At 66.6% G+C, this 20,616-nt stretch carries 21 protein-coding genes and 1 tRNA gene; 12 read left to right on the top strand and 10 right to left on the bottom strand.

The genetic code is table 11. The features are described from left to right. Nucleotides 1–74: 74 nt before the first annotated feature. From C7455_RS13190 to C7455_RS13180, 3 genes are all read right to left on the bottom strand, one after another. Complete coding sequence (locus C7455_RS13190; protein ID WP_245904326.1) at nt 75–860, bottom strand: 3'(2'),5'-bisphosphate nucleotidase CysQ; 786 nt, start codon at nt 858–860, stop codon at nt 75–77. Next, entirely contained in the window at nt 847–2,193 is a 1,347-nt protein-coding gene (locus tag C7455_RS13185) for a TldD/PmbA family protein (protein WP_109668965.1), read from the bottom strand. Before C7455_RS13185 ends, C7455_RS13190 begins: the two co-directional genes overlap by 14 nt. 120 nt (nt 2,194–2,313) lie before the next feature. Further along, nucleotides 2,314–3,795, bottom strand: coding sequence for a DUF2125 domain-containing protein (locus tag C7455_RS13180; RefSeq protein ID WP_170119079.1), 1,482 nt, complete (start codon nt 3,793–3,795; stop codon nt 2,314–2,316). A gap of 224 nt (nt 3,796–4,019) precedes the next feature. Here C7455_RS13180 and C7455_RS13175 point away from each other — a divergent pair, with 224 nt between their 5' ends. Both C7455_RS13175 and C7455_RS13170 read left to right on the top strand, forming a co-directional pair. Beyond that, on the top strand, nt 4,020–4,778 hold the full coding sequence (locus C7455_RS13175; protein WP_109668961.1) for an SDR family oxidoreductase: 759 nt from the start codon (nt 4,020–4,022) through the stop codon (nt 4,776–4,778). Beyond that, nucleotides 4,775–5,401: an enoyl-CoA hydratase/isomerase family protein gene (locus C7455_RS13170; protein WP_109668959.1), complete on the top strand. Its 627-nt coding sequence runs from the start codon at nt 4,775–4,777 to the stop codon at nt 5,399–5,401. The genes C7455_RS13175 and C7455_RS13170 overlap by 4 nt, the downstream gene beginning before the upstream one ends. Here C7455_RS13170 and C7455_RS13165 read toward each other — a convergent pair. After that, nucleotides 5,398–5,703, bottom strand: a complete 306-nt coding sequence (locus C7455_RS13165; RefSeq protein WP_109668957.1) for an HNH endonuclease family protein — start codon at nt 5,701–5,703, stop codon at nt 5,398–5,400. The two genes, C7455_RS13170 and C7455_RS13165, sit on opposite strands and share 4 nt — an antisense overlap. On the opposite strand from C7455_RS13165, the gene C7455_RS13160 reads away from it, so the two are divergent. Further along, complete coding sequence (locus C7455_RS13160) at nt 5,702–6,916, top strand: TIGR03862 family flavoprotein (RefSeq protein ID WP_109669171.1); 1,215 nt, start codon at nt 5,702–5,704, stop codon at nt 6,914–6,916. The two genes, C7455_RS13165 and C7455_RS13160, sit on opposite strands and share 2 nt — an antisense overlap. Before the next feature lie 124 nt (nt 6,917–7,040). On the opposite strand, the gene C7455_RS13155 is transcribed toward C7455_RS13160, so the two are convergent. The 5 genes from C7455_RS13155 to C7455_RS13135 form a co-directional block, all read right to left on the bottom strand. Continuing rightward, a complete protein-coding gene (locus C7455_RS13155; protein WP_245904325.1) occupies nt 7,041–7,640 on the bottom strand; it encodes a glutathione S-transferase family protein in 600 nt (199 codons plus the stop codon). After that, complete coding sequence (locus C7455_RS13150; protein WP_109668953.1) at nt 7,637–8,668, bottom strand: DNA polymerase III subunit delta; 1,032 nt, start codon at nt 8,666–8,668, stop codon at nt 7,637–7,639. Before C7455_RS13150 ends, C7455_RS13155 begins: the two co-directional genes overlap by 4 nt. Further along, a complete protein-coding gene (gene lptE, locus C7455_RS13145) occupies nt 8,665–9,156 on the bottom strand; it encodes an LPS assembly lipoprotein LptE (protein WP_109668951.1) in 492 nt (163 codons plus the stop codon). Before lptE ends, C7455_RS13150 begins: the two co-directional genes overlap by 4 nt. Next, nucleotides 9,143–11,707, bottom strand: coding sequence for a leucine--tRNA ligase (gene leuS / locus C7455_RS13140; protein WP_109668949.1), 2,565 nt, complete (start codon nt 11,705–11,707; stop codon nt 9,143–9,145). Before leuS ends, lptE begins: the two co-directional genes overlap by 14 nt. 107 nt (nt 11,708–11,814) lie before the next feature. After that, nucleotides 11,815–12,345, bottom strand: coding sequence for a DUF3576 domain-containing protein (locus tag C7455_RS13135; RefSeq protein ID WP_170119078.1), 531 nt, complete (start codon nt 12,343–12,345; stop codon nt 11,815–11,817). Nucleotides 12,346–12,595: 250 nt separating this feature from the next. Between C7455_RS13135 and C7455_RS13130 the strand changes: the two genes are divergently transcribed. Continuing rightward, the gene (locus C7455_RS13130; RefSeq protein WP_109668947.1) at nt 12,596–13,579 is read left to right on the top strand and encodes a porin; all 984 of its coding nucleotides are present in this window, start codon (nt 12,596–12,598) and stop codon (nt 13,577–13,579) included. A gap of 492 nt (nt 13,580–14,071) precedes the next feature. On the opposite strand, the gene C7455_RS13125 is transcribed toward C7455_RS13130, so the two are convergent. Next, a tRNA-Lys gene (locus tag C7455_RS13125) sits at nt 14,072–14,147 on the bottom strand. A gap of 109 nt (nt 14,148–14,256) precedes the next feature. Between C7455_RS13125 and dapF the strand changes: the two genes are divergently transcribed. The 8 genes from dapF (at nt 14,257) to C7455_RS13085 (ending at nt 20,613) form a co-directional block, all read left to right on the top strand. Further along, complete coding sequence (gene dapF / locus C7455_RS13120) at nt 14,257–15,093, top strand: diaminopimelate epimerase (protein WP_109668945.1); 837 nt, start codon at nt 14,257–14,259, stop codon at nt 15,091–15,093. Beyond that, nucleotides 15,093–16,343: a tRNA (N(6)-L-threonylcarbamoyladenosine(37)-C(2))-methylthiotransferase MtaB gene (gene mtaB / locus C7455_RS13115; RefSeq protein ID WP_109668943.1), complete on the top strand. Its 1,251-nt coding sequence runs from the start codon at nt 15,093–15,095 to the stop codon at nt 16,341–16,343. The genes dapF and mtaB overlap by 1 nt, the downstream gene beginning before the upstream one ends. A gap of 44 nt (nt 16,344–16,387) precedes the next feature. Next, nucleotides 16,388–17,041 (top strand): FMN-binding negative transcriptional regulator, encoded by a 654-nt coding sequence (locus tag C7455_RS13110; protein ID WP_109668941.1) that lies wholly within the window; start codon nt 16,388–16,390, stop codon nt 17,039–17,041. A gap of 31 nt (nt 17,042–17,072) precedes the next feature. After that, a complete protein-coding gene (locus C7455_RS13105; RefSeq protein ID WP_109668939.1) occupies nt 17,073–17,354 on the top strand; it encodes a hypothetical protein in 282 nt (93 codons plus the stop codon). After that, the gene (locus C7455_RS13100) at nt 17,351–17,956 is read left to right on the top strand and encodes a glutathione S-transferase (protein WP_109668937.1); all 606 of its coding nucleotides are present in this window, start codon (nt 17,351–17,353) and stop codon (nt 17,954–17,956) included. Before C7455_RS13105 ends, C7455_RS13100 begins: the two co-directional genes overlap by 4 nt. 7 nt (nt 17,957–17,963) lie before the next feature. Then, nucleotides 17,964–18,392, top strand: a complete 429-nt coding sequence (locus C7455_RS13095) for a GNAT family N-acetyltransferase (protein ID WP_109668936.1) — start codon at nt 17,964–17,966, stop codon at nt 18,390–18,392. Nucleotides 18,393–18,663: 271 nt separating this feature from the next. After that, on the top strand, nt 18,664–19,239 hold the full coding sequence (gene petA, locus C7455_RS13090; RefSeq protein ID WP_109668934.1) for a ubiquinol-cytochrome c reductase iron-sulfur subunit: 576 nt from the start codon (nt 18,664–18,666) through the stop codon (nt 19,237–19,239). Between the two features lie 18 nt (nt 19,240–19,257). Continuing rightward, the gene (locus C7455_RS13085) at nt 19,258–20,613 is read left to right on the top strand and encodes a cytochrome b (protein ID WP_109668932.1); all 1,356 of its coding nucleotides are present in this window, start codon (nt 19,258–19,260) and stop codon (nt 20,611–20,613) included. Nucleotides 20,614–20,616 lie beyond the last annotated feature (3 nt).

Genomic DNA, 20,616 nt, shown 5'->3' with positions numbered 1-20,616 from the left:
CTGTTGCTGGTGTCGCTGCTGGCCTCGCTGTCGGTGACCGCGGCACCTGCCCCGACCGAGGTCGCGGGCCCGCGCTAGACCCGGGCGCGCAGCAAGGCGCTGTGCACGCCCGCCGATCCTGCCAGAACGCCGGGCACCTTGGGCACATCCGCGTTAAAGCGCAGCACGGCCCCAGTTGCATCCGTGGCCAGCCCGCCCGCCTCGGCGATGATCAGCGACCCGGCGGCGATGTCCCATTCCCATGTCGGGCGAAAGGTCACCATGCCATCGAACCGCCCCTCGCCTACCAGCGCCATCCGGTAGGCCAGCGACGGGCGATAGGCGCGCGTCACCGGCGGCACACCTTGCGGCCAGTGTTCCGGCGAAAGGGTGTGTTTGGTCGCCAGCACTTCGGCGTCTTGCAGCGCGCAATCGTCTGCCGCGCGGATCGCCTGATCGTTCAGCGTCGCGCCATGGCCGCGCGCGGCGGCGTAAAGCTTGCCGCGGATCGGCAGGTAGACCACGGCGGCGACAACCACGCCGCCCTCGGCCACGGCGAGGGAATGGGAAAAGGCGGAACTGCCCTCTATGAAGGCCTGCGTGCCGTCGATGGGATCGACGATGAAGACACGCTCGGCCTTGAGGCGTTCGGGGGTGTCGGGCGTTTCCTCGGACAGCCAGCCGTAATCGGGCCGCGCGTCGCAAAGGCGGTCGCGCAGCATCTCGTCGACCGCCAGATCGGCCTCGGTCACCGGGCCCGCGCCATCGGGCTTGTCCCAGGTTTCGGGCTCGTCGCGGAAAAAGCGGGCGGCGATCCGGCCCGCGCCGCGCGCGGCCTCGACCAGAAGGGCAAGATCCTCCAGCGGATCAGGCACCGGCAAGGGTCAGCCCCTCGACCAGCAGCGATGGCACCACCCGGCTGAGATGCGGGCGCGCGTCGTTCGCGGGCCGGATCGTCATCAGCATGTCGCGCAGGTTGCCCGCCACGGTGCATTCGTTGACCGGATAGGTGATCTGCCCGTTCTCGACCCAGAACCCGGACGCGCCGCGCGAATAATCGCCCGTTGTGGCGTTGATGGAGGACCCGATCATCGAGGTGATGAGCAGGCCGGTCCCCATCTCGGCCAGCAACCCGGCAAGGTCGATGTCGCCTTGCGTCAGTGCGATGTTTCCGTTGCTGGGCGAGGGCGGCGCGGAGGTGCCGCGGCTGGCGTTCGCGGTCGAGGGCTGGCCCAGCTTGCGCCCTGTGGCCAGATCCAGTGTCCAGCCGGTCAGCACGCCATCCTCGACGATCAGGCGCCGCGCGGTCGGCAACCCCTCGCCATCGAAGGGCTTGGAGCCCGAGGTGCGCGGGCGGTGGGGGTCCTCGATCAGCGACAGGCCCTTTGGCAGCACCTGCGCGCCCATCAGATCGCGCGCCCAGCTTGCGCCGCGCGCAATGGCCGTGCCGTTTGTCGCCGCCAGCAGATGCCCGATCAGCCCCGAGGATATGCGTTCGTCAAAGACCACCGGATAGGTGCCCGTCGGCGGCTTGCGCGCACCCGCACGCGCCACGGTGCGTTCGCCCGCCAGACGCCCGATATCTTCGGGCGTCATCAGATCGGCGGCGTGGTTGCGCCCGTCACCGTAGTAATCGCGTTCCATCCCCAGCCCCTCGCCGGTGATCGCGACGCAGCCCAGCCCATGGTCGGACCGCTCGTAGCCGCCCGAAAACCCGTTGCTGGCCGCAATATGAACGCGGCGGCGGGAAAAGCCTGCCTCGGCCGATTGCACCTGGCTTACACCGCGCACGGCCAGCGCCGCCGCCTCGGCGCGGCGGGCGGCATCCTCGAGGTTCGCCGGGTCGGGATCGGCGGCAGGGTCCGACATGTCGAGCCACGCACCATCGCGGACGCGCCCCAGTTGCGAGGGGTCTGCCAGACCCACGGTCGGGTCCTCGGGGGCCAGACGGGCCATGGTCACGGCGCGCTCGGCCATTTCGCGCAAGGTGTCGGCCCGCGTGTCCGAGGCCGAGACGCAGGCCTGACGCCGCCCCATCAAAACGCGCAGCCCGATTTCAACCCCTTCCGAGCGTTCGGCCTGTTCCAGCTGGCCGCCCCGCACCGCGATGGACAGCGATGTTCCGTCAATGGCGATGGCGTCCGCTGCTTCGGCCCCGGCGCGGCTTGCAGCGTCGAGCAGGGCTTGGGTCAACGCGGCAAGGGTGTCGGACATGCGGGCGGCTTTCTGTTTTGTGTCTGCATCCGGACCTAGTGCTGTCGGGGTCCCGCCGCAAGGCATGCGAAACCCCGCCCGCGATCGCGCGACGGACGGGGTTCGCGGAAGGTCTGCCCGTTACTGCAGCGGCACGCCGTTGGCGGTGATGCCGCCGCCTTCGGTGAACTGGATCGTGGATTCCAGCGTGTCGGGCGTCGCACCGGGCCGGGCGAAGGCGCCCAGGAGGCCGCGCGCCATCGCCAGTTGCTCGATCGGCACCAGCCCCGAGGCCTGCAGCCGGTCAAGCAGCGCGTTGCCGCCAGACAGCTGCAGATCGACCGAACCGACCGGCATGGGCACCGGACCGGGGGCAAAGGTCGCACTGCCCGACCCCGATAGGGTGGCACCGCCGACCGAGACGCGCAATTCGTTCACGGTCATGTCCACAAGCTCCGCCGGGGATTGCCCGAACATCGCGGCGCCCGCGGCATCAGGGTGCAGCAAGTCGGTCAACACGCGAATATTGCCCGAGATATCGGCGATCACGGTGATCGGGTCGCGCGGAAAGCTGGCCGCCGGATCGGCCATCGCCCAGACACCGTCGCCAACGTCCACGTCCTGAAAGGCAAGCCGCGCGGCGACCGGCTGCGGGTCGGTCGCCGTGCCGAGCGGAACGCGCAGCGCGATTTCGGCACTGCCAACGCTGTATTCGATCGGCACCGGGGACCCGCCCCCGGCGAAGTAGCTGCTGCTGCCGGTCGTGGTGATCCGGTATTCCAGTGCGCTTTCCGAGAACACGGTGCGCAGGCTGCCACCTTCGTTCGAGGCGAAGGCGTTGAAGGCATCGGTCGGATGTTCGAAGGTCATCTCGAAACTGGCGCTGCCATAGGTGATGTCACCGTTGAGGTCGAAATCGGTCGGCATGATCTCGGGGTTGCTGGCCAGTTCGGCAAGGTTGCCCAACTGCCCCGACCCCGTCAGGCTGGTCGGCCCGAGCGCGAAGGTCAGTTTCAGCCGCCCCTCCTCGTCCGGGGGCGGCAGGATGTCGATGGCGCCCGCGATGCCCCCGATCTCGGAACTGGTGGTATAGGCGATGTTCTCGGGGTTCGTGCCATCGACCTGGTAGGTCGCGGTCAGGTCTTCAACCCCGATCGTCATGTCGATCGTGGGCTGGATCCCGTTGCCGCCCGTGATCGGCCCCTCCTCGAAGGTGATACGCGAGGCCGAATAGTCGTAGATGCGCGCGCCCACATCACCGCGTGCGGTCATGACGAGGTCGGGCATGATCATGTTCACGCCGATGTTGACCGGCGGATCACCGGGCAAGTCCGTGAAGCTGATCGTGATCGCGTAGACATCGGACATGTCGATGGCCACGCTGCCATCCGCGTTCTCGGTCATCACGATCTCGTCGACACGGCCAACGGTCGAAACCTCGCCATCCGAGAAGCTGGAACTGAAGCCCCGCAGCGTCAGGCTGCCGCTGGCTGGCACCACTTCGGCGGCCGTCATGGTCTGGCCAAGCGCGGTCGCCTGCGCCTGCCATTCGGCCCAAAGCTCTTCGGCTGTCACCGCCAGTGCGGGAGAGGCAAGTGAAAGGGCAATGGCGGAAATGGTCATGGAAAGAAGTTTGGGTCTGGGCATGAGATCCATCCGGGTCTGAAAAGGGCACAGCTGATAGCCGGATGTTCGCGGGGCGGGCAGGTCGGGTCAAGTGGGGATAGCCCGACATTGCCACTCCGGGCGATCCGGGGGCGATCCGGGGGCGATCCGGGGGCTGGCCGGTCGCGCCGGGGGGCGTTAGCACTGTGGACGAAACCGCAAAGACAGGGGAGACTTGAGCCATGACCGTCGATCTGAAGGGCAAGACCGTGGCGATCACGGGTGCCAGCCGGGGAATCGGCGCTGCTGCCGCACGGGCCTTTGCTGCGGCCGGGGCCAATGTCGTCTTGATGGCGCGCGACCGTGACGCCATCGCGGGGCTTGCAGGCGAGATCGGTCCAACAGCGCTGGCCGTGCCTTGCGACGTAAGCCGCTACTGGGAGGTCGAGACGGCACTGACAGCGGCGGTCACGACATTCGGCGGGCTCGATGTGCTGATCGGCAATGCCGGTGTCATCACGCCCATCGCTTCCATCATGGATGCCGATCCGGACGCCTGGGATCAGGCCATCGACATCAACCTCAAGGGCGTGTTCCACGGCGCCCGCGCGGCGGTGCCGCTGATGCTGTCCACGGGCGGCGGCACGATCATCACCGTCAGCTCGGGTGCTGCCGTCAACGCGTTGGAGGGCTGGAGCGCCTATTGTTCCTCCAAGGCCGGGGCCAAGATGTTCACCGCCTGCCTGCACAAGGAACTGGGCGGCAAGGGCATCCGGGCGCTGGGCCTGTCGCCGGGTACGGTGGCCACCGACATGCAGCGCGATATCAAGGCTTCGGGCGTCAACCCGGTCAGCCAGCTGGACTGGTCCGACCACATCCCGCCCGAATGGCCGGCGCAGGCGCTGGTCTGGATGTGCGGGCCTGATGCCGACCGCTGGCTGGGCAACGACATCTCGCTGCGCGATCCTGCTGTGCGCGCCGCCGTCGGGGTTGGCGGATGATCGAGTGCCAGACCGCGGACGGCCTCTGGACCGTCACGCTCAACCGGCCGGACAAGGCCAATTCGTTGACCGCCGCGATGCTGTCGCGGTTGGCCGAGATCGTGACGGAGGCCAGCCTCGATCCGCAGATCCGCGCGCTTATCGTGACAGGCGCGGGCGACAAGGTTTTTTCCGCCGGTGCCGATCTGGACGAAGCGCGGGCAGGGCTGGCTACCTCGCCCCTGTGGGAACAGGTGTCGGGCGCGATCGCGGGCTTGCCCTGCCTGACGATCGCGGCGCTCAACGGGACGCTGGCGGGCGGTGCCTTTGGCATGGCGCTGGCCTGCGATCTGCGCATTGCGGTGCCGCAGGCGCGGTTCTTCTACCCGGTGGCCAAGCTGGGCTTCTTGCCGCAACCCTCGGACCCGGGGCGGTTGGTGGCGCTGATGGGGCCCGCCCGCGCCAAGCTGCTGCTGCTGGGCGGGCAGAAACTGACCGCGGACGAGGCGCTGGGTTTTGGCCTGATCGACCGGATCACCTTGCCCGAGCACCTGATGGACCAGGCGCACGACATCGCAAGCGATGCGCTGGCGGGCAACCTGCCGGTGCTGCATCGGATCAAGGCGATGTGCGACGGGCGTTAGCGCCGTTTCCAGCCGCGCCGCCCGCCGGGGGTCTTGGAATGAAAGTCGGGCGGGCGTTTGGCCACCCAGTCGAAGAAGATAGCAAGGCGCGGATGGGCGCGCAGAGCATCGGGGGTGGTGTAGCTTCGGGCCAGTTCCGCCTCGGACAGGGTGGCGTGGATTTCATTGTGGCAGATCTGGTGCAACAGAACCGTGGGCCCGCCCTTGCCGCCGCGCAGTTTGGGGATCAGGTGATGCAGGCTTTGCTTGGCGCCGGGCGGGATCGGGCGCAGGCACAGGGGGCAGATGGGCAGGTCGGTCATGGCGGGTGAAGCTGGCGCGGGCGCAGCGGAGGGCAAGGGGGCGGAAGCGGTCGACGCGCTGGTGATCGGGTCGGGGCCCGCCGGGCTGATGGCGGCCGAGGTTCTGGCGCGCGCGGGGCGGTCGGTCGTGCTGGCCGAGGGCAAGCCATCGGTCGGGCGCAAGTTCCTGATGGCAGGGAAATCGGGGCTGAATCTGACCAAGGACGAGGATGCGGGGGCCTTTGTGTCGGCCTATGGCGGGGCGGCGGCGTGGCTTGCGCCGATGCTGGCGGAGATGGGGCCCGAGACGGTGAAGAACTGGGCCGAGGGATTGGGTCAGCCGGTGTTCACCGGATCGTCGGGGCGGGTTTTTCCGGTGGCGATGAAGGCCAGCCCGCTTTTGCGCGCGTGGATCAGGCGCGTCGGCGCGGAGGTGCGGACGGGCTGGCGTTGGCTTGGCCGGGACGGGGCGAACTGGGTCTTTGCGACGGCGCAGGGGGAACGTGCGCTGGCCCCGCGCGTGGTGGTGCTTGCGCTGGGCGGGGCAAGCTGGGCGCGGTTGGGGTCGGACGGGGCCTGGGCCGGCTTGCTGGTGGAGCACGGCGTCGAGATCGCGCCGTTCCGACCCGCGAACATGGGGTTCGTGGTGGCATGGTCGGTGCATATGCACCCGGTCTTCGGCCTGCCGGTCAAGGGCGTGGCGCTCCGCGACGGGGGCGGGCGCTGGCACCGCGGGGAATTCGTCGTCTCGGCCCGGGGTGTCGAGGGCGGCGGCATCTATGCGGTGGCGGCCGATGTGCGCGACGGGGCGTCCTTGATTGTCGATCTCCTGCCGGATCTTCCAATGGACGAGGTCGCACGGCGGATCGTGGCGCGGCCGGGCAAGCGGACGCTTGCCCAGCATCTGGAAAAGGCATTGAAGCTTGACCCGGTCAAGCGCGCGCTGCTGCAGGAATTCGGGCGGCCCCTGCCCGAGGGGATGGCTTTGGCGCGGTTGCTCAAAGGGCTGGAGATTCGCCATGCAGGCCCGCGTCCGATGGACGAGGCGATCTCGACCGCCGGGGGTGTCACACGCGGCGCGGTGGATGACGGGCTGATGCTGCGCGCTCTGCCGGGCGTGTTCGTCGCGGGCGAGATGCTGGACTGGGAAGCGCCGACGGGCGGCTATCTGATCACCGGCTGTCTGGCGACAGGGCTATGGGCCGGGCGGCATGCGGCAATGTGGGGGCGGTAGTGCGGGCATCGCCATTGTCACCCCGACCAATGGTGTTCCAATGCCGATCCCCAAGGGCTTTGGCTGTTCTTTCAGGATGTTTTGGAACCACAGAAGGGGGGCCGCGAGGTGGCGCGCTGCCCTGTCATGCCCCCATGGCGCGGTGAAAGGCGGGGCGGTCGCGCATCATGGCGATGTGGTCGCGCAGGCGCGGTTCCGTGATCGGGAATTTCGCGTTGATCGCCCAGCCGCCACAATGGGCCAGCAAGATGTCGGCGATGGTCATCGTGTCGCCCATCAGGAATGGGCCGTCCTCGGCCATGCGGGCTACAAGACTTCTCTGCGCGCGGGCAAACTCCCACTGCAGGCTGTCCTTGATCGCAGGCACGCGGTGTTCCTCGGGCAGGACGAAGCTGTGTTTTGCGGCCGTCCAAAGTGTCGCGTCGAACTCATCGAGGATCATGTGCGTGAGGCTGTCCTGCCGGGCGCGATCGAGCGTGCCGGGCGCAAAGGTCAGCGCCGCGTGACGGTCGGCGAGGTAGGTCATGATCGCCACCGAATCCGTGATCGGCACGCCATCGGCCACGAGCACCGGCACCTTGCCTGCGGGGCTGATGCGGGTGACCTCCTCGGAGCGGGGGGCGGCGTCGACATGCTCGTACTCCAGCCCCAGTTCTTCCAGCATCCACATCACGCGGAAAGCGCGGCTTCTGACCGCGCCGATCAGGGTGTAGCCCATGGTCATCGTCTCCCCCGTGCCGGCATCATGGCGAGCCGGATCAATGTGCGTTCCATCAGCGCCATCTGTGGCGCGCTCTGCGCCGAGCGCAAGGTCAGGTCGGTCTCGACCAGCAGGCTGAGCGCGGTTTCCAGCTTGTCGCGGCCCCAGCCCTGCGCCTGTTTCAGCATCCGGTCGCGGCGAGGGCCGAAGACCGGCGGGCGCTGCGCCTGAAGACCCGCGGCCGGGCCGCCGGGGTGGCAGGCGGCAGCGTGCAGCGCGCGGAAATGGCGGGTGGCCGCGATGCAAAGAGACACGGGCGTGACGCCTTGCCCGGAGAGTCGGGCGAGGATCGGGCCGATGCTGCCCTCGGCCGCCTCGGCGGTGGCGTTCAGCGCATCATCCAGCGCCGCCTCGAGCGTCAGGGGGGCGACGGCGGCGATGTCGGCGGGTCCCACGGGCGTGGTGTCACCGCGTTTGTAGAGGCCCAGTTTCTCGATCGTCTGGCGGAAATCGCCCGGCGGAAGCGCGCGTGACAGCGCCTCCAGATCGCCCATGGCGTCGCGGGGGATGTCGCGCAGGCCCGCCTCGGCCAGCAGCGCCTCGATCTCGGCGCGGCCCGGCGGTTCGTCGTAGATCGCGCAAGCGCGGGCGGACTTGTGCCCCTCGAAGAGCTTGCGCAGCGCCGAGGCGGCGGTGAGCTTGCCGGCGGCGACGATGATCTGCGCGTCGCCTGGGCGCCACTCCGCCAGCGCGGTGGCAAGGACAGGCGCCAGCCCGTCGGTCGCGCCTTCGACAAAGACAGCGCGGGGTCCGGGAAAGAAGCCCACGGCCTTGACCGCATCGAGAAGGGCGGCGGGGTCGCCGCGCAGATCGGCGGCGGCAAGGCGGGTCAGGCGCATTTCTTCTTCGGCGCCGTCGCCCAGCAGGCTCTTGAGCAGTTCCTGCCGACGCAGCGCCACACGCATCGCGTCATCGCCGAAGATCAGGCACCCCGCCGAGGCTGGATCGGGCTGGCGCACATAGACCGCGACGTCGCGGGGGGCGAGCTTCATGCCCAGGCGGCCGCGCCGGCCAGCAGGCGCGACACCAGTTGATCGGCCAGCGCCACCATCAGCCGGTCCTCGGCGTCGCGGCGGGCGGCCGCGGTCGAGACCGGCGAGCCGGTGGTCGAATAGGCGGTGAAGGTGGAGACCGAGCCTGCCTGCACCTGCGTGTCGGTGGCGGCCTCGGTCACGCGAAAGGACAGCGTACCGGCCAGGTTGATCCGTGTGATGGCATTGGTGCCGGTGATCGCCAGATCGCGTTGCGATCTCGTGATGTCCCAGGTCAGGACATGGGTCGGCGCAGTGGCGCGACCCAGCCGATCTTCAAGGCGTGCGACCAACACGAAGCCTTCGCGGGTGTCGGGCGGCTCGATCCGCAGTCGGTCACGCAGCGCGATCCCCGCGCCCTGCGGCCCATAGACCGGCGTGAAGCCGCAGGCCGCAAGCGGCAGCACGGCCAAAAGCCTCAAGAGGGTGCGGCGGTCAGACGACGACATTCACGATCCGGCCCGGGACGACGATGAGTTTCTTGGGCTGGCCCCCCGCCAGCGCCTTGACCACAGCGTCGTCGGCCAGCGCGAGTTTTTCAACCTCTTCCTTGACCATGTCGCGCGGCACGGTGATTTCCGAGCGACGCTTGCCGTTGATCTGGATCGGCAAGGTGACCGTGTCAGAGATCAGCATCGCCTCATCGGCCACGGGCCAGTGCGCCTTGGCGATCAGGGCCTCGCCCCCCAGCAGGGCCCAGATTTCCTCGGCCAGATGGGGGGTCATGGGCGACATGAGCTGCGCCAGCGTCAGGGCGGCCTGCCGTTTGGCTCCGGCTCCGGCGGTCGATTTCTGCAAGCTGTTGGTGAATGCGTAGAGCTTGGCGATGGCCGCGTTGAAGCCAAAGCTCTCGATGCCGTTGGTCACGTCAAAGATCGCCTTGTGCATCTCGCGCAAGAGCGCCTCGTCCGCCTCGTTCGGCGCGGCATCAGAGGTGGCGATGTCGCTGGCGATGCGGTGGACGCGGGCAAGGTGCTTGGCTGTCGCCTCGGCGCCGGAGGCTGTCCATTCCACGTCGCGCTCGGGCGGGCTGTCGGACAGCACGAACCAGCGCGCGGTGTCGGCACCGTATTGGGCGATGATGGCGACCGGGTCGACAACGTTGTTTTTCGATTTCGACATCTTGGCCGAGGGGATGATCTGCACCTCGCGCCCGTCCTTGAGGAAGCCGCGGCCGTCGCGCAGATCCACCTCCTCGGGGTAGTGGTAGACCGGGCGGCCGTTCGCGTCCTTCGTCTGGTATATCGCATGCGTCACCATCCCTTGCGTGAAGAGCGCGTCGAAGGGCTCGATGGCGGTCTCGGGCAGGTGGCCGCAAATCTGCATCGCCCGCGCGAAGAAGCGGGAATAGAGCAGGTGCAGAATCGCATGCTCGATGCCGCCGATATACTGGTCGACGTTCATCCAGTAGGCGGCCTCGGCCATGTCGGTAGGCGTCTTGGCATGGGGCGCGGTGAAGCGGGCGAAATACCACGACGAATCGACGAAGGTATCCATCGTGTCGGTTTCACGCTTCGCGGGTTTGCCACAGCGTGGACAGGTGCAGTCGCGCCACGTCGGGTGGCGATCCAGCGGGTTGCCTGGAATGTCGAGCGTCACGTCGCGCGGCAATTCGATCGGCAGGTTTTCCTTTTTCTCGGGTACGACGCCGCAATCCTCGCAATGCACCACGGGAATCGGGCAGCCCCAGTAGCGCTGGCGCGACAGGCCCCAATCGCGCAGGCGGAACTTGGTCACTCCTTGCCCGACGCCTTTTGCCTCGCAAAAGGCAATGGCGGCATCCACGGCCTGTTCGCCGGTCGCCTCTTCGGGCCAGTTGAAGGGCAACGTCCAGCGCACATTTTCGGGTTTGGGCGGGACATAGGCCGCGCCGCCGTCCTCGGGCAGCACATGATCGCCCGACAGCGGCACGAAGGTCGAGATGACGGGCAGGTCATATTTGCGCGCGAAATCGAGGTCGCGCTGGTCATGGGCCGGGCATCCGAAGATCGCGCCGGTGCCGTAATCCATCAAGATGAAATTGGCGATCCAGACCGGCAATTCCCACGCGGTGTCAAAGGGATGGCGCACGCGCAGGCCGGTGTCGAAGCCCAGCTTCTCGGCCTTTTCGATGGCCTCCTCGGTGGTGCCGCCCTTGCGCGCCTCGGCGCAGAAGGCGGCGACGGCGGGGTCATGGGCCTCAAGCTCTTTCGCGATGGGGTGGTCGGGCGAGATGCCGATGAAGCTTGCGCCCAGCAGCGTGTCGGGTCGCGTGGTGTAGACCTCGACCCGGTCGTGGGTTTTCGTCGGCGTGGCGAGGCCAAATGCGAATTGCAATCCGCGTGACCGGCCAATCCAGTTGGCCTGCATCAGCTTGACCTTGGCCGGCCAGTCGTCAAGCCCGTCCAGCGCATCCAGCAATTCGCCCGAGAAATCGGAGATCTTGAAGAACCATTGCGTCAGCTCGCGCCGTTCCACATCCGCGCCGGATCGCCAGCCTTTGCCGTCGATCACCTGCTCGTTGGCCAGAACCGTCATGTCGACCGGGTCCCAGTTCACCACCGCGTTCTTGCGGTAGACCAGACCCTTTTCGAGGAAATCGAGAAACAGCGCTTGCTGCTGACCGTAATATTCCACGTCGCAGGTGGCGAACATGCGCGTCCAGTCCAGCCCGAATCCCAGCGGCTTCATCTGCGCGACCATCGTGTCGATATTGGCATAGGTCCAGTCGGCGGGATGGCCGCCCGACGCAATCGCGGCGTTCTCGGCCGGCATCCCGAAGGCGTCGAAGCCCATCGGGTGCAGCACGTTGAACCCCTTGGCCAGCTTGTAGCGCGCGATCACGTCACCCATCGTGTAGTTGCGCACATGCCCGATATGGATGCGCCCCGACGGATAGGGAAACATCTCGAGCACATAGTATTTCGGGCGGTCCGCTGACCGTCTGGCGACGAAGGTGCCTGCCTCGGCCCAGGCCTGTTGCCATTTCGGTTCCAGCGTCGCGGGGTCGTAGCGGGACATGTGCGTTAGGTCCTTGTGGTCTTGGGGGCAGGTCGTGAAACGGGAAACGCCGGGCAAGGTGCGCCCGGCGTCGTGTTAGAATGGCAAGGCGCGGGCGTAAAGCCGCGTCAGAGGTTGCTGTCCCTGAGACGGATCTGGCGGGCACGGGTCAGAATCGCGTCTTCGATCTGGCGGGCGACATCACGGCTGACTGCACCGCCCCGGGATTGCACCGCGACGCGCAGGGATCGCGCCTCCAGTGCGGGATCCTGCACGTAGACGGTCGCGCGGTAGGCCTGGCTGCCGCCCGGCGGTGTGCCGAAGCCGAACTGAATGACCCCCGAAAACGGATCGGCCGCTTCGACCGGCATGAAATCGAGGATCTCGAGCGAGGCGTTCCAGAGGTAGCGGTTCACCTCGACGGTGTTGTTGGGGTCGTCGGCCGAGGAAAAGAGGTCGAAGATGGTGGAGCGTTCGGGATCAGGCAAGATGCCCTGCTCGATCAGATCCCGTTCCTGCGCGGCGTTTTGTGCGGCCCGGCGCTCGGGGGACGCACCGCCGAAAAGCCCGTCACCACCAAAGGGACCGCCGCCGCCGCACCCGGCCAGTACCGCTGCCACAGCGCAAATGCCAACCACCTTCGCCAGCCGCATATCCATCTGCCGGTCCCCGCAACTTCGTTATTTCTCGTGCTTTTGGTATAGGAGCCCCCCACAGCGGGCAAGGCCCTTTGCCCCGGTGCATGCCCACAACAAGACTGTGGCATGTCTGCACCATGGCGCGGACAAGACACGAAACGGGCGGCGGGCTTGCTTGCAATCGGGGTTCTGAGGAGGGAGACAAGGGCATACTCAATGCGGACCCCCCGTCTTGAGGTGCACCTTTGAATATCAACACGAGGGAAAAACCATGAAAAAGGTTCTCTTCGCTACGACTGCCCTGGTGGCCTTCGCTGGCGCCGCGGCCGCAGACGTCACCGTGACGGGTTCGGCCGAAATGGGTATTGCTGGCGGGACCGGTCTTGACGTCGCGTTCTTCCAGTCCGTCGACGTGCGTTTCGCACTCACCGGCCAGACCGACAACGGTCTGTCCTTCGGCGCGACCATCGACCTCGATGACGCGTCCGACCGGCCCCTCACGACCGGCCTTGGCGACATTTCCAGCGCCTTCGCTGACTTCACCGTGTTCGTTCGCGGCTCGTTCGGCACGCTGACCCTGGGCGACACCGACGGTGCGTTCGACTGGGCGATGACCGAAGTCAACGCCGGTTCGCCGGGCTCGATCAATGACGCTGAAACCGGCCACGGCGGCTTCAACGGCAACTCCGGCTACGACGGCGACCACAACGGTCAGATCCTGCGCTACGACTACACGGTCGGCGACTTCGGGTTCGCCCTGTCGGCTGAAGTGCAGGGCAACAACCCGTCCGCTTCGGCAAACACCGATGATGCCATCATCGGCCTCGGCTTCCGCTACGGCCTCGACTTCGGCGGCGGTCGCCTCAACCTCGGCCTCGGTTACCAGACCGGCGATCACGGCGGCGTTGGCATCTCCGACCTCATCGGTGTGTCGGCAAGCGTTGCGCTCGACTCGGGCCTGACGGCAACCGTCAACTACTCCGAAGGTGACCTGACCCTCGGCAGCCTCGACGAGACCCACATCGGCCTCGGCGTGAGCTACGAGTTCGACGCGATCACCCTGCACGCCAACTGGGGTCAGTTCGAGGAAGAAACCACGGGCAACACCAACGAAGGCTTCGGTCTGGCAGCTGCCTACGACCTCGGTGGTGGCGCTTCGATGCACCTCGGCTATGGCGACAGCGATTGCGGCGGCGCCGGCCCGTCGTGCACCGACGGTTCGCGTTGGTCGCTCGGCCTGGCAATGTCCTTCTGATCCATCCGGATCATCGGATACGGAAAGAGCGGGCCTTGCGCCCGCTCTTTTCTGTTTTTGTAAGGCGACACTGACGGTTGATGCCGTGTCGGGCGTCTGGTGTCTCCGTCCTTGCCCCCCAGCATTGCCCAGGGCGCGAAAGGTGGCCCCCGGCCGTCGGCGGGGGCGCAGTCCGTGGAGAACGGACCCTTCGAGCTTGCACGAAAATCCGGGGTCACCACAGGCCCGCGGTGGCCAGACCCACAGTGGCCAGAGCGGTCGAGACGCGACAGGTCAGGTCTTGCTGCTGCAGAACCTTTTGCGCAGCGCGCCCGCTGTCATCGGTCGGCCACATCCACGGCCGACAAACCACGCGCGCGCCCCAACCGGATCCGCACATTGCGCGCCAACCCTTAGGAGGGCGTAGGCGGGGGTAACTGATGATTCTCGATGTGCCGTCAACGGGACAACCCGCTGTTCCCCAACCCATATGCGCCAAAAAACAGGGGAAAATGGTGAGCCCGACAGGATTCGAACCTGTGACCAATTGATTAAAAGTCAACTGCTCTACCAACTGAGCTACGGGCCCACTCAGGGGTGCGTACCTACGGAGGGTCCGGAGACTCGTCAAGCCAAAAACCGGCGATTGCCGGGGCCGGGGATTTCCAAGTCGTCGCAGGCGGCGTATATGCGCGACCATGTCTGACATGCTGCCCCCTTCCGGCCTGCCTTTCCTGAAAATGCATGGGCTTGGCAATGACTTCGTGGTGATCGACGCGCGCGGAACCGACGCCGCCGTCACGCCTGCGCTCGCGCGTGCGCTGTCGGATCGTCACCGGGGCGTGGGCTTTGACCAGCTGGCGCTGATCGAGACCGGCACCGATGCCGATCTGCACCTCACCTTCTGGAACGCCGACGGCAGCCTGTCGTCGACCTGCGGCAACGCCACACGCTGCATCGCCGCGCGGGAACTGGCGCGGACGGGCAAGGCGGCGCTGACGCTCAGGACCGAACGCGGGGTTCTGCAGGCGCAAGATGCGGGGGGCGGCCTCACCTCGGTCAACATGGGCCAGCCCGTGCTGGACTGGCAGGGCGTGCCGCTGGCGCAAGATGTGGACCTGTTGCACCTGCCCATCCCCGGTGACCCGGTCGCCACCGGCATGGGCAACCCGCATTGCAGCTTCTTTGTCGTGGATGCCGAGGCGGTGGATCTGGCGACGATGGGCGCGCGGATGGAGCACCATCCGCTGTTCCCCGAGCGCACCAACGTGCAGTTCGCCCATCTGATCGGCCCTGACCACCTCCGGATGCGGGTCTGGGAACGGGGCACGGGGATCACGCTGGCCTCCGGGTCTTCCTCCTGCGCGGTCGCGGTGGCCGCCGCCCGCCGCGGGCTGACCGGGCGGCGCGTGACCATCACGCTCGATGGCGGCGATATCGCCATAGACTGGCGCGATGATGGCGTCTGGATGACCGGCCCGACCGCCACGGTCTTCGCGGGCACCCTCACCCCCGACTGGCTGGCAGGCGTCTGATGACCCCCGTCTTTCATACGCTGGGCTGTCGGCTGAACGCCTACGAGACCGAGGCGATGCGCGAGATGTCCGCCGCGGCGGGCCTTGGGCAAACGGTTGTCGTCAACACCTGCGCCGTGACGGCAGAGGCCGTGCGCAAGGCGCGCCAGGACATCCGCCGCCTGCGCCGCGCCCACCCCGACGCGACGCTGATCGTGACCGGCTGCGCCGCCCAGACCGAGCCCGAGACATTTGCCAAGATGCCCGAGGTCGACCGCGTCATCGGCAATACCGAGAAGATGCGCCCCGAGACATGGACCGCAATGGCCGCCGACCTCATCGGCGAGACCGAGCGCGTGCAGGTCGATGACATCATGTCGGTGCGCGAAACCGCTGCCCACCTGATCGACGGGTTCGGCTCCCGGTCGCGCGCCTATGTGCAGGTGCAAAACGGCTGCGACCACCGCTGCACGTTTTGCATCATCCCCTACGGCCGGGGCAATTCACGCAGCGTGCCCGCGGGTGTGGTGGTCGACCAGATCAAGCGGCTGGTGGATCGCGGCTACAACGAGGTGGTGCTGACCGGCGTCGACCTGACGAGTTGGGGCGCGGACCTGCCGGGCGCGCCGCGGCTGGGCGATCTGGTGATGCGCATCCTGCGGCTGGTGCCTGACCTGCCGCGTCTGCGCATCAGTTCCATCGACAGCATCGAGGTGGACCCGAACCTGATGCAGGCCATCGCCACCGAACCGCGGCTGATGCCCCATCTGCACCTCTCGCTCCAGCATGGCGATGACCTGATCCTGAAACGGATGAAGCGCCGACACTTGCGCGATGATGCCATCCGCTTTTGCGAGGAGGCACGGTGCCTGCGCCCCGACATGGTCTTTGGTGCCGATATCATCGCCGGCTTTCCGACCGAGTCCGATGTCGCCTTCAACAACTCGCTGAAGCTGGTCGAGGAGTGCCGTCTGACCTGGTTGCATGTCTTTCCCTATTCGCCCCGCAAGGGCACGCCGGCCGCGCGCATGCCGCAACTCGACGGCGCCACGATCAAGGACCGGGCCGCCCGATTGCGCGCCGCTGGTGAGACGCGACTGCGCGCGCATCTGAGCGCGCAGGTAGGGCAGATTCATCACATCTTGATGGAAAACGCCCGCATGGGCCGCACGGAACAGTTTACCGAAGTGGCATTCGACGCGGATCACACCGCAGGCAGAATCGTCACCGTCCGGATCGCCGGGCACGACGGTCGCCAGCTTACCGTCTGACCGCGCCAGCTTGGCGCGGCCTTTTCCATGTGAAGGGTCTTGTCATGCATCCGAACCCAGCCTTCCGCCAGGAACCGGAGTTTCTCAACATTTCTCTGGCGCGCAGGCGGGGCTTTGGCACGCTCTGCCTCAACGGCGACCCGGCGCCTCTGCTGTCCCATGTGCCGTTCTGGCTGAACGAGGCCGCGACCGAGGCGGAGTTGCACCTTGTGCGGTCCAACCCCATCGCGCGCGCTGTGACCGGCCCCACGCCTGCTGTGATCGCCGTCATGGGCCCTGACGGCTACATCTCGCCCGACTGGTACGGTGATCCGGCGCAGGTGCCGACGTGGAACTATGTCGCCGTCCATCTGCGTGGCCAGCTCCACCCCGCAGATCCGGGCGACATGCGCGAGCATCTCGACCGTGTCTCGGCGCAGTTCGAGGATCGGCTGGTGCCCAAGAAGCCATGGACCACGGCCAAGATGCCGCCCGAGACGCTGGACCGGATGATGCGCCAGATCCTGCCGTTCCGCTTTGTGGTCGAGCAGATCGACGGCACGTGGAAGCTGAACCAGAACAAGACCGACAGCGCGCGCGAAGCCGCCGCCGAGGCGGTGCGCTATTCGCCCATCGGACACGAGGTCGAAACGCTCTCGGCGCTGATGACGGGCGGCGTGCCGGAAATAGACAAGGGTGCGCTGATCACCTACATCTGAGGCCAGACATCGCCGCAAGGGAGGTTGCGCCTTGGCCATTCCGTTTACCCCGATCGCCGTTGCGGCGATCCGCTATGGCGCAGTTGCCGCCATTGCCTATGCCGCTGCCCGCCGCGCGCGCGCGCAGACCGTGCCCCCGGCCGCCGAAGCTGCCATGGACCGCATTCCTGCGGGCATCCGTGTCGGCCATGCGCCGGGTCAGATGAACGCGACCGCGCGCTGGACGCGCAGCATACGTCTGGGCACCACCGGACCGGGGGTCGAGATTGACCTCGGTGCCCTTGCCCGGCTGCGCCTGCGGAGGATCGCATGAGCGACGTTCTTCTGGGTTCGCCGCTGTCGCCTTTCGCGCGCAAGGCGCGCGTCGTCATCGCCGAACTGGGGATCACCGACATCCCCTTCGAACAGGTCGCCACTTCGCCCGTTAAAGGCGAGGACCGGATCAATGCCGCCAATCCCTTGGGCAAGATCCCCGCGCTGGTGCGTGATGAGGGCCCGACGCTTTATGACAGCCGGGTTATCACCCGCTACCTCGACGCGACGCGGGGCGGCACGCTCTACCCGGCCGCGCGGCTGTGGGAGGTCCTGACGCTCGAGGCGACCGCCGACGGGATGATGGAGGCCGCGGTGGGCATGATCTACGAAGAACGGTACCGCCCCGAGGAAATCCGCTTCGCGCCGTGGGTCGAGGGGCAATGGGGCAAGGTCAGCCGTGCGCTGGATGCCATCGAGGGGCAGTGGATGAGCCATCTGGCAGGCCCGCTCGACATGGGCCAGATCGCGGTGGGCTGTGCGCTGGGTTATCTGGACCTGCGCCATGCTGCGCGCGACTGGCGCGCCGGGCGTCCCGCACTGGCGGCATGGGAGGCCGGCTTCGCCACGCGCCCCGCAATGTCGGCAACAGCCCCGGCGTGATGCCCGCATGAAAATTGCGCGCGCAGAAACTGAGGCTGCGCGCGTGGCATGCTTTGCCGTGCGCCGCGCCGTCTTCATCGAGGAACAGGGCATTCCCGAGGCCGAGGAATGGGACGCCGCGGATGCGACCTGCACCCATTACCTTGCGGCGGGCGACGGCTGCCCGATGGGCACGGCCCGGCTGATCGCACGCGATGGCGAGGCTAAGATCGGTCGTGTCGCCGTGATGGCCGATGCGCGTGGCACTGGGCTTGGCCGGGCGCTGATGCTGCATGTGCTGGAAGATGCCCGCGCCGCGGGGTTCGGCACCGCAGTTCTGGAATCGCAAGTCTCGGTGATCGGTTTCTATGAAAGGCTGGGTTTTGTCGCGGAAGGTCCCGAATACGACGATGGATCGGGCATCTTGCACCGGCTGATGCGCTGTCCGCTGGCCTAAGCTGCGCGGCCCGAACGCAGGCCGTCTGTCCCGCCGCTCAATCCTTGCGGCAGTCGCCGTCGCCAACTTCGCCTCAGGGCTGCGCGGTTTTGTGTAAATCGCGACAGTGCTGCGACATTTCGGCGTAGATGCGCGCGTTTGTCCGCTGGACGCCTATAATCTTGAGGCATACATCCGACGCTATCCAGGCGCGGGGGCCGAGTCCCTGCGCCAGCTCTAGCTTTCGAGGTCCCGCCTTTTCCGGGCCCAGAACAAGGGGAGACGCGAAACCGTGTCACACGCCGAAGACCAAGGCGGCGATCGCCGCGATTTTCTCTACTACGCTACCGCCGGTGTCGGCGCCGTGGCCACGGGTGCCGCTGTCTGGCCGCTGGTGAACCAGATGAACCCGTCGGCCGATGTTCAGGCCGCCAGCCAGATGCGCGTCGACGTATCCGGCGTGACGGAAGGGACCCAGCTGACCGTTCTTTTCCTCGGCAAGCCGGTCTTCATCAGCCGCCGCACACCCGAGGCGATCGCCGAGGCGAGCACTGTCGAGCTGTCCGATCTTGTCGACCGTCAGGCGCGCAACCCCAACGTGGACGCGACCGAAGCGACCGACCTCAACCGCACGCTGCCCCCCTACGAGGGCGAGAACACCGGCGAATGGCTGGTTCAGATCGGCGTGTGTACACACCTTGGCTGCGTTCCCATCGGGGATGGTGCCGGTGACTTCAACGGTTGGTTCTGCCCGTGCCACGGCTCGCACTACGACGCCTCAGGCCGCATCCGTCGCGGGCCTGCGCCCGAAAACCTGCATATTCCCGTAGCGGCCTTCGTGGACGACTCCACGATCCTGCTCGGCTGACCCGGAGGAAACGCGCTCATGTCCGGAATTCCCCACGACCATTACGAACCGAACAGCAACGCTGAAAAGTGGCTGCACCGTCGGTTGCCCATCGTCGGCCTGATGTATGACACGCTGATGATTCCGACCCCCAAGAACCTCAACTGGATGTGGATCTGGGGCATCGTCCTGACCTTCACCCTGTTTTTGCAGATCATCACCGGCATCATCTTGGTGATGCACTACACGCCGCATGTCGACATGGCCTTTGCCTCGGTCGAACACATCATGCGCAACGTGAACGGTGGCTGGGCGATCCGCTACATCCACCAGAACGGCGCGTCTCTGTTCTTTGTCGCGGTCTATCTGCACATCTTCCGCGGTCTTTATTACGGGTCGTACAAGGCCCCGCGCGAGGTGACGTGGATCATCGGCATGCTGATCTACCTGATGATGATGGGCACCGCCTTCATGGGCTACGTTCTGCCCTGGGGTCAGATGTCGTTTTGGGGCGCGACCGTGATCACGGGTCTCTTCGGCGCCATCCCCTTCGTGGGCGAAGCGCTGCAGACTTGGCTGCTGGGCGGGCCGGCTGTGGACAATGCCACGCTGAACCGCTTCTTGTCGCTGCACTACCTGCTGCCCTTCGTGATCTTGGGCCTCGTGATCTTGCACATCTGGGCCTTCCACACGACCGGCAACAACAACCCCACCGGGGTCGAGGTGCGCCGCACGTCCAAGAAGGAAGCCGAGGCCGATACCCTGCCGTTCTGGCCCTATTTCGTGATCAAGGACCTGTTCGCGCTGGCCGTGATCCTTGCGGTGTTCTTCGCCATCGTCGGTTTCATGCCCAACTATCTTGGCCACCCCGACAACTACATCGAGGCCAACGCTCTGGTCACGCCCGCACATATCGTGCCCGAATGGTATTTCCTGCCCTTCTACGCGATCTTGCGCGCCTTCGACGGTGAGGTCTGGCTGGTCATCGCGGTCGATTTCCTGACCGCGGGGATCGTCGACGCAAAGTTCTTCGGCGTGATCGCGATGTTCGGCTCGATCGTGGTGCTGGCGCTGGTGCCGTGGCTTGACACCTCGTCGGTCCGGTCCGGCCGCTACCGCCCGATGTTCAAGTGGTGGTTCTGGATCTTCATCGTCAACTTCTTCGTCCTGATGTGGGCGGGGGCGATGCCGGCCGAAGGGATCTACCCCTATATCGCGCTGATCGGGTCCGCCTACTGGTTCGCCTATTTCCTCGTGATCCTTCCGCTTCTGGGCGTGATCGAGAAGCCGACGACCCCGCCGGCCACGATCGAGGAAGACTTCAAAGCGCACTACGGCAAAGACGGCAGTGGCCATGGCGGGATCACTTCCGCCGCGCCCACTCCGGCCGAGTGAGAG

The organism is Roseicyclus mahoneyensis, from assembly GCF_003148775.1.
GTDB lineage: Bacteria > Pseudomonadota > Alphaproteobacteria > Rhodobacterales > Rhodobacteraceae > Roseicyclus > Roseicyclus mahoneyensis.
This window is presented reverse-complemented; position numbering and strand designations above follow the sequence as displayed.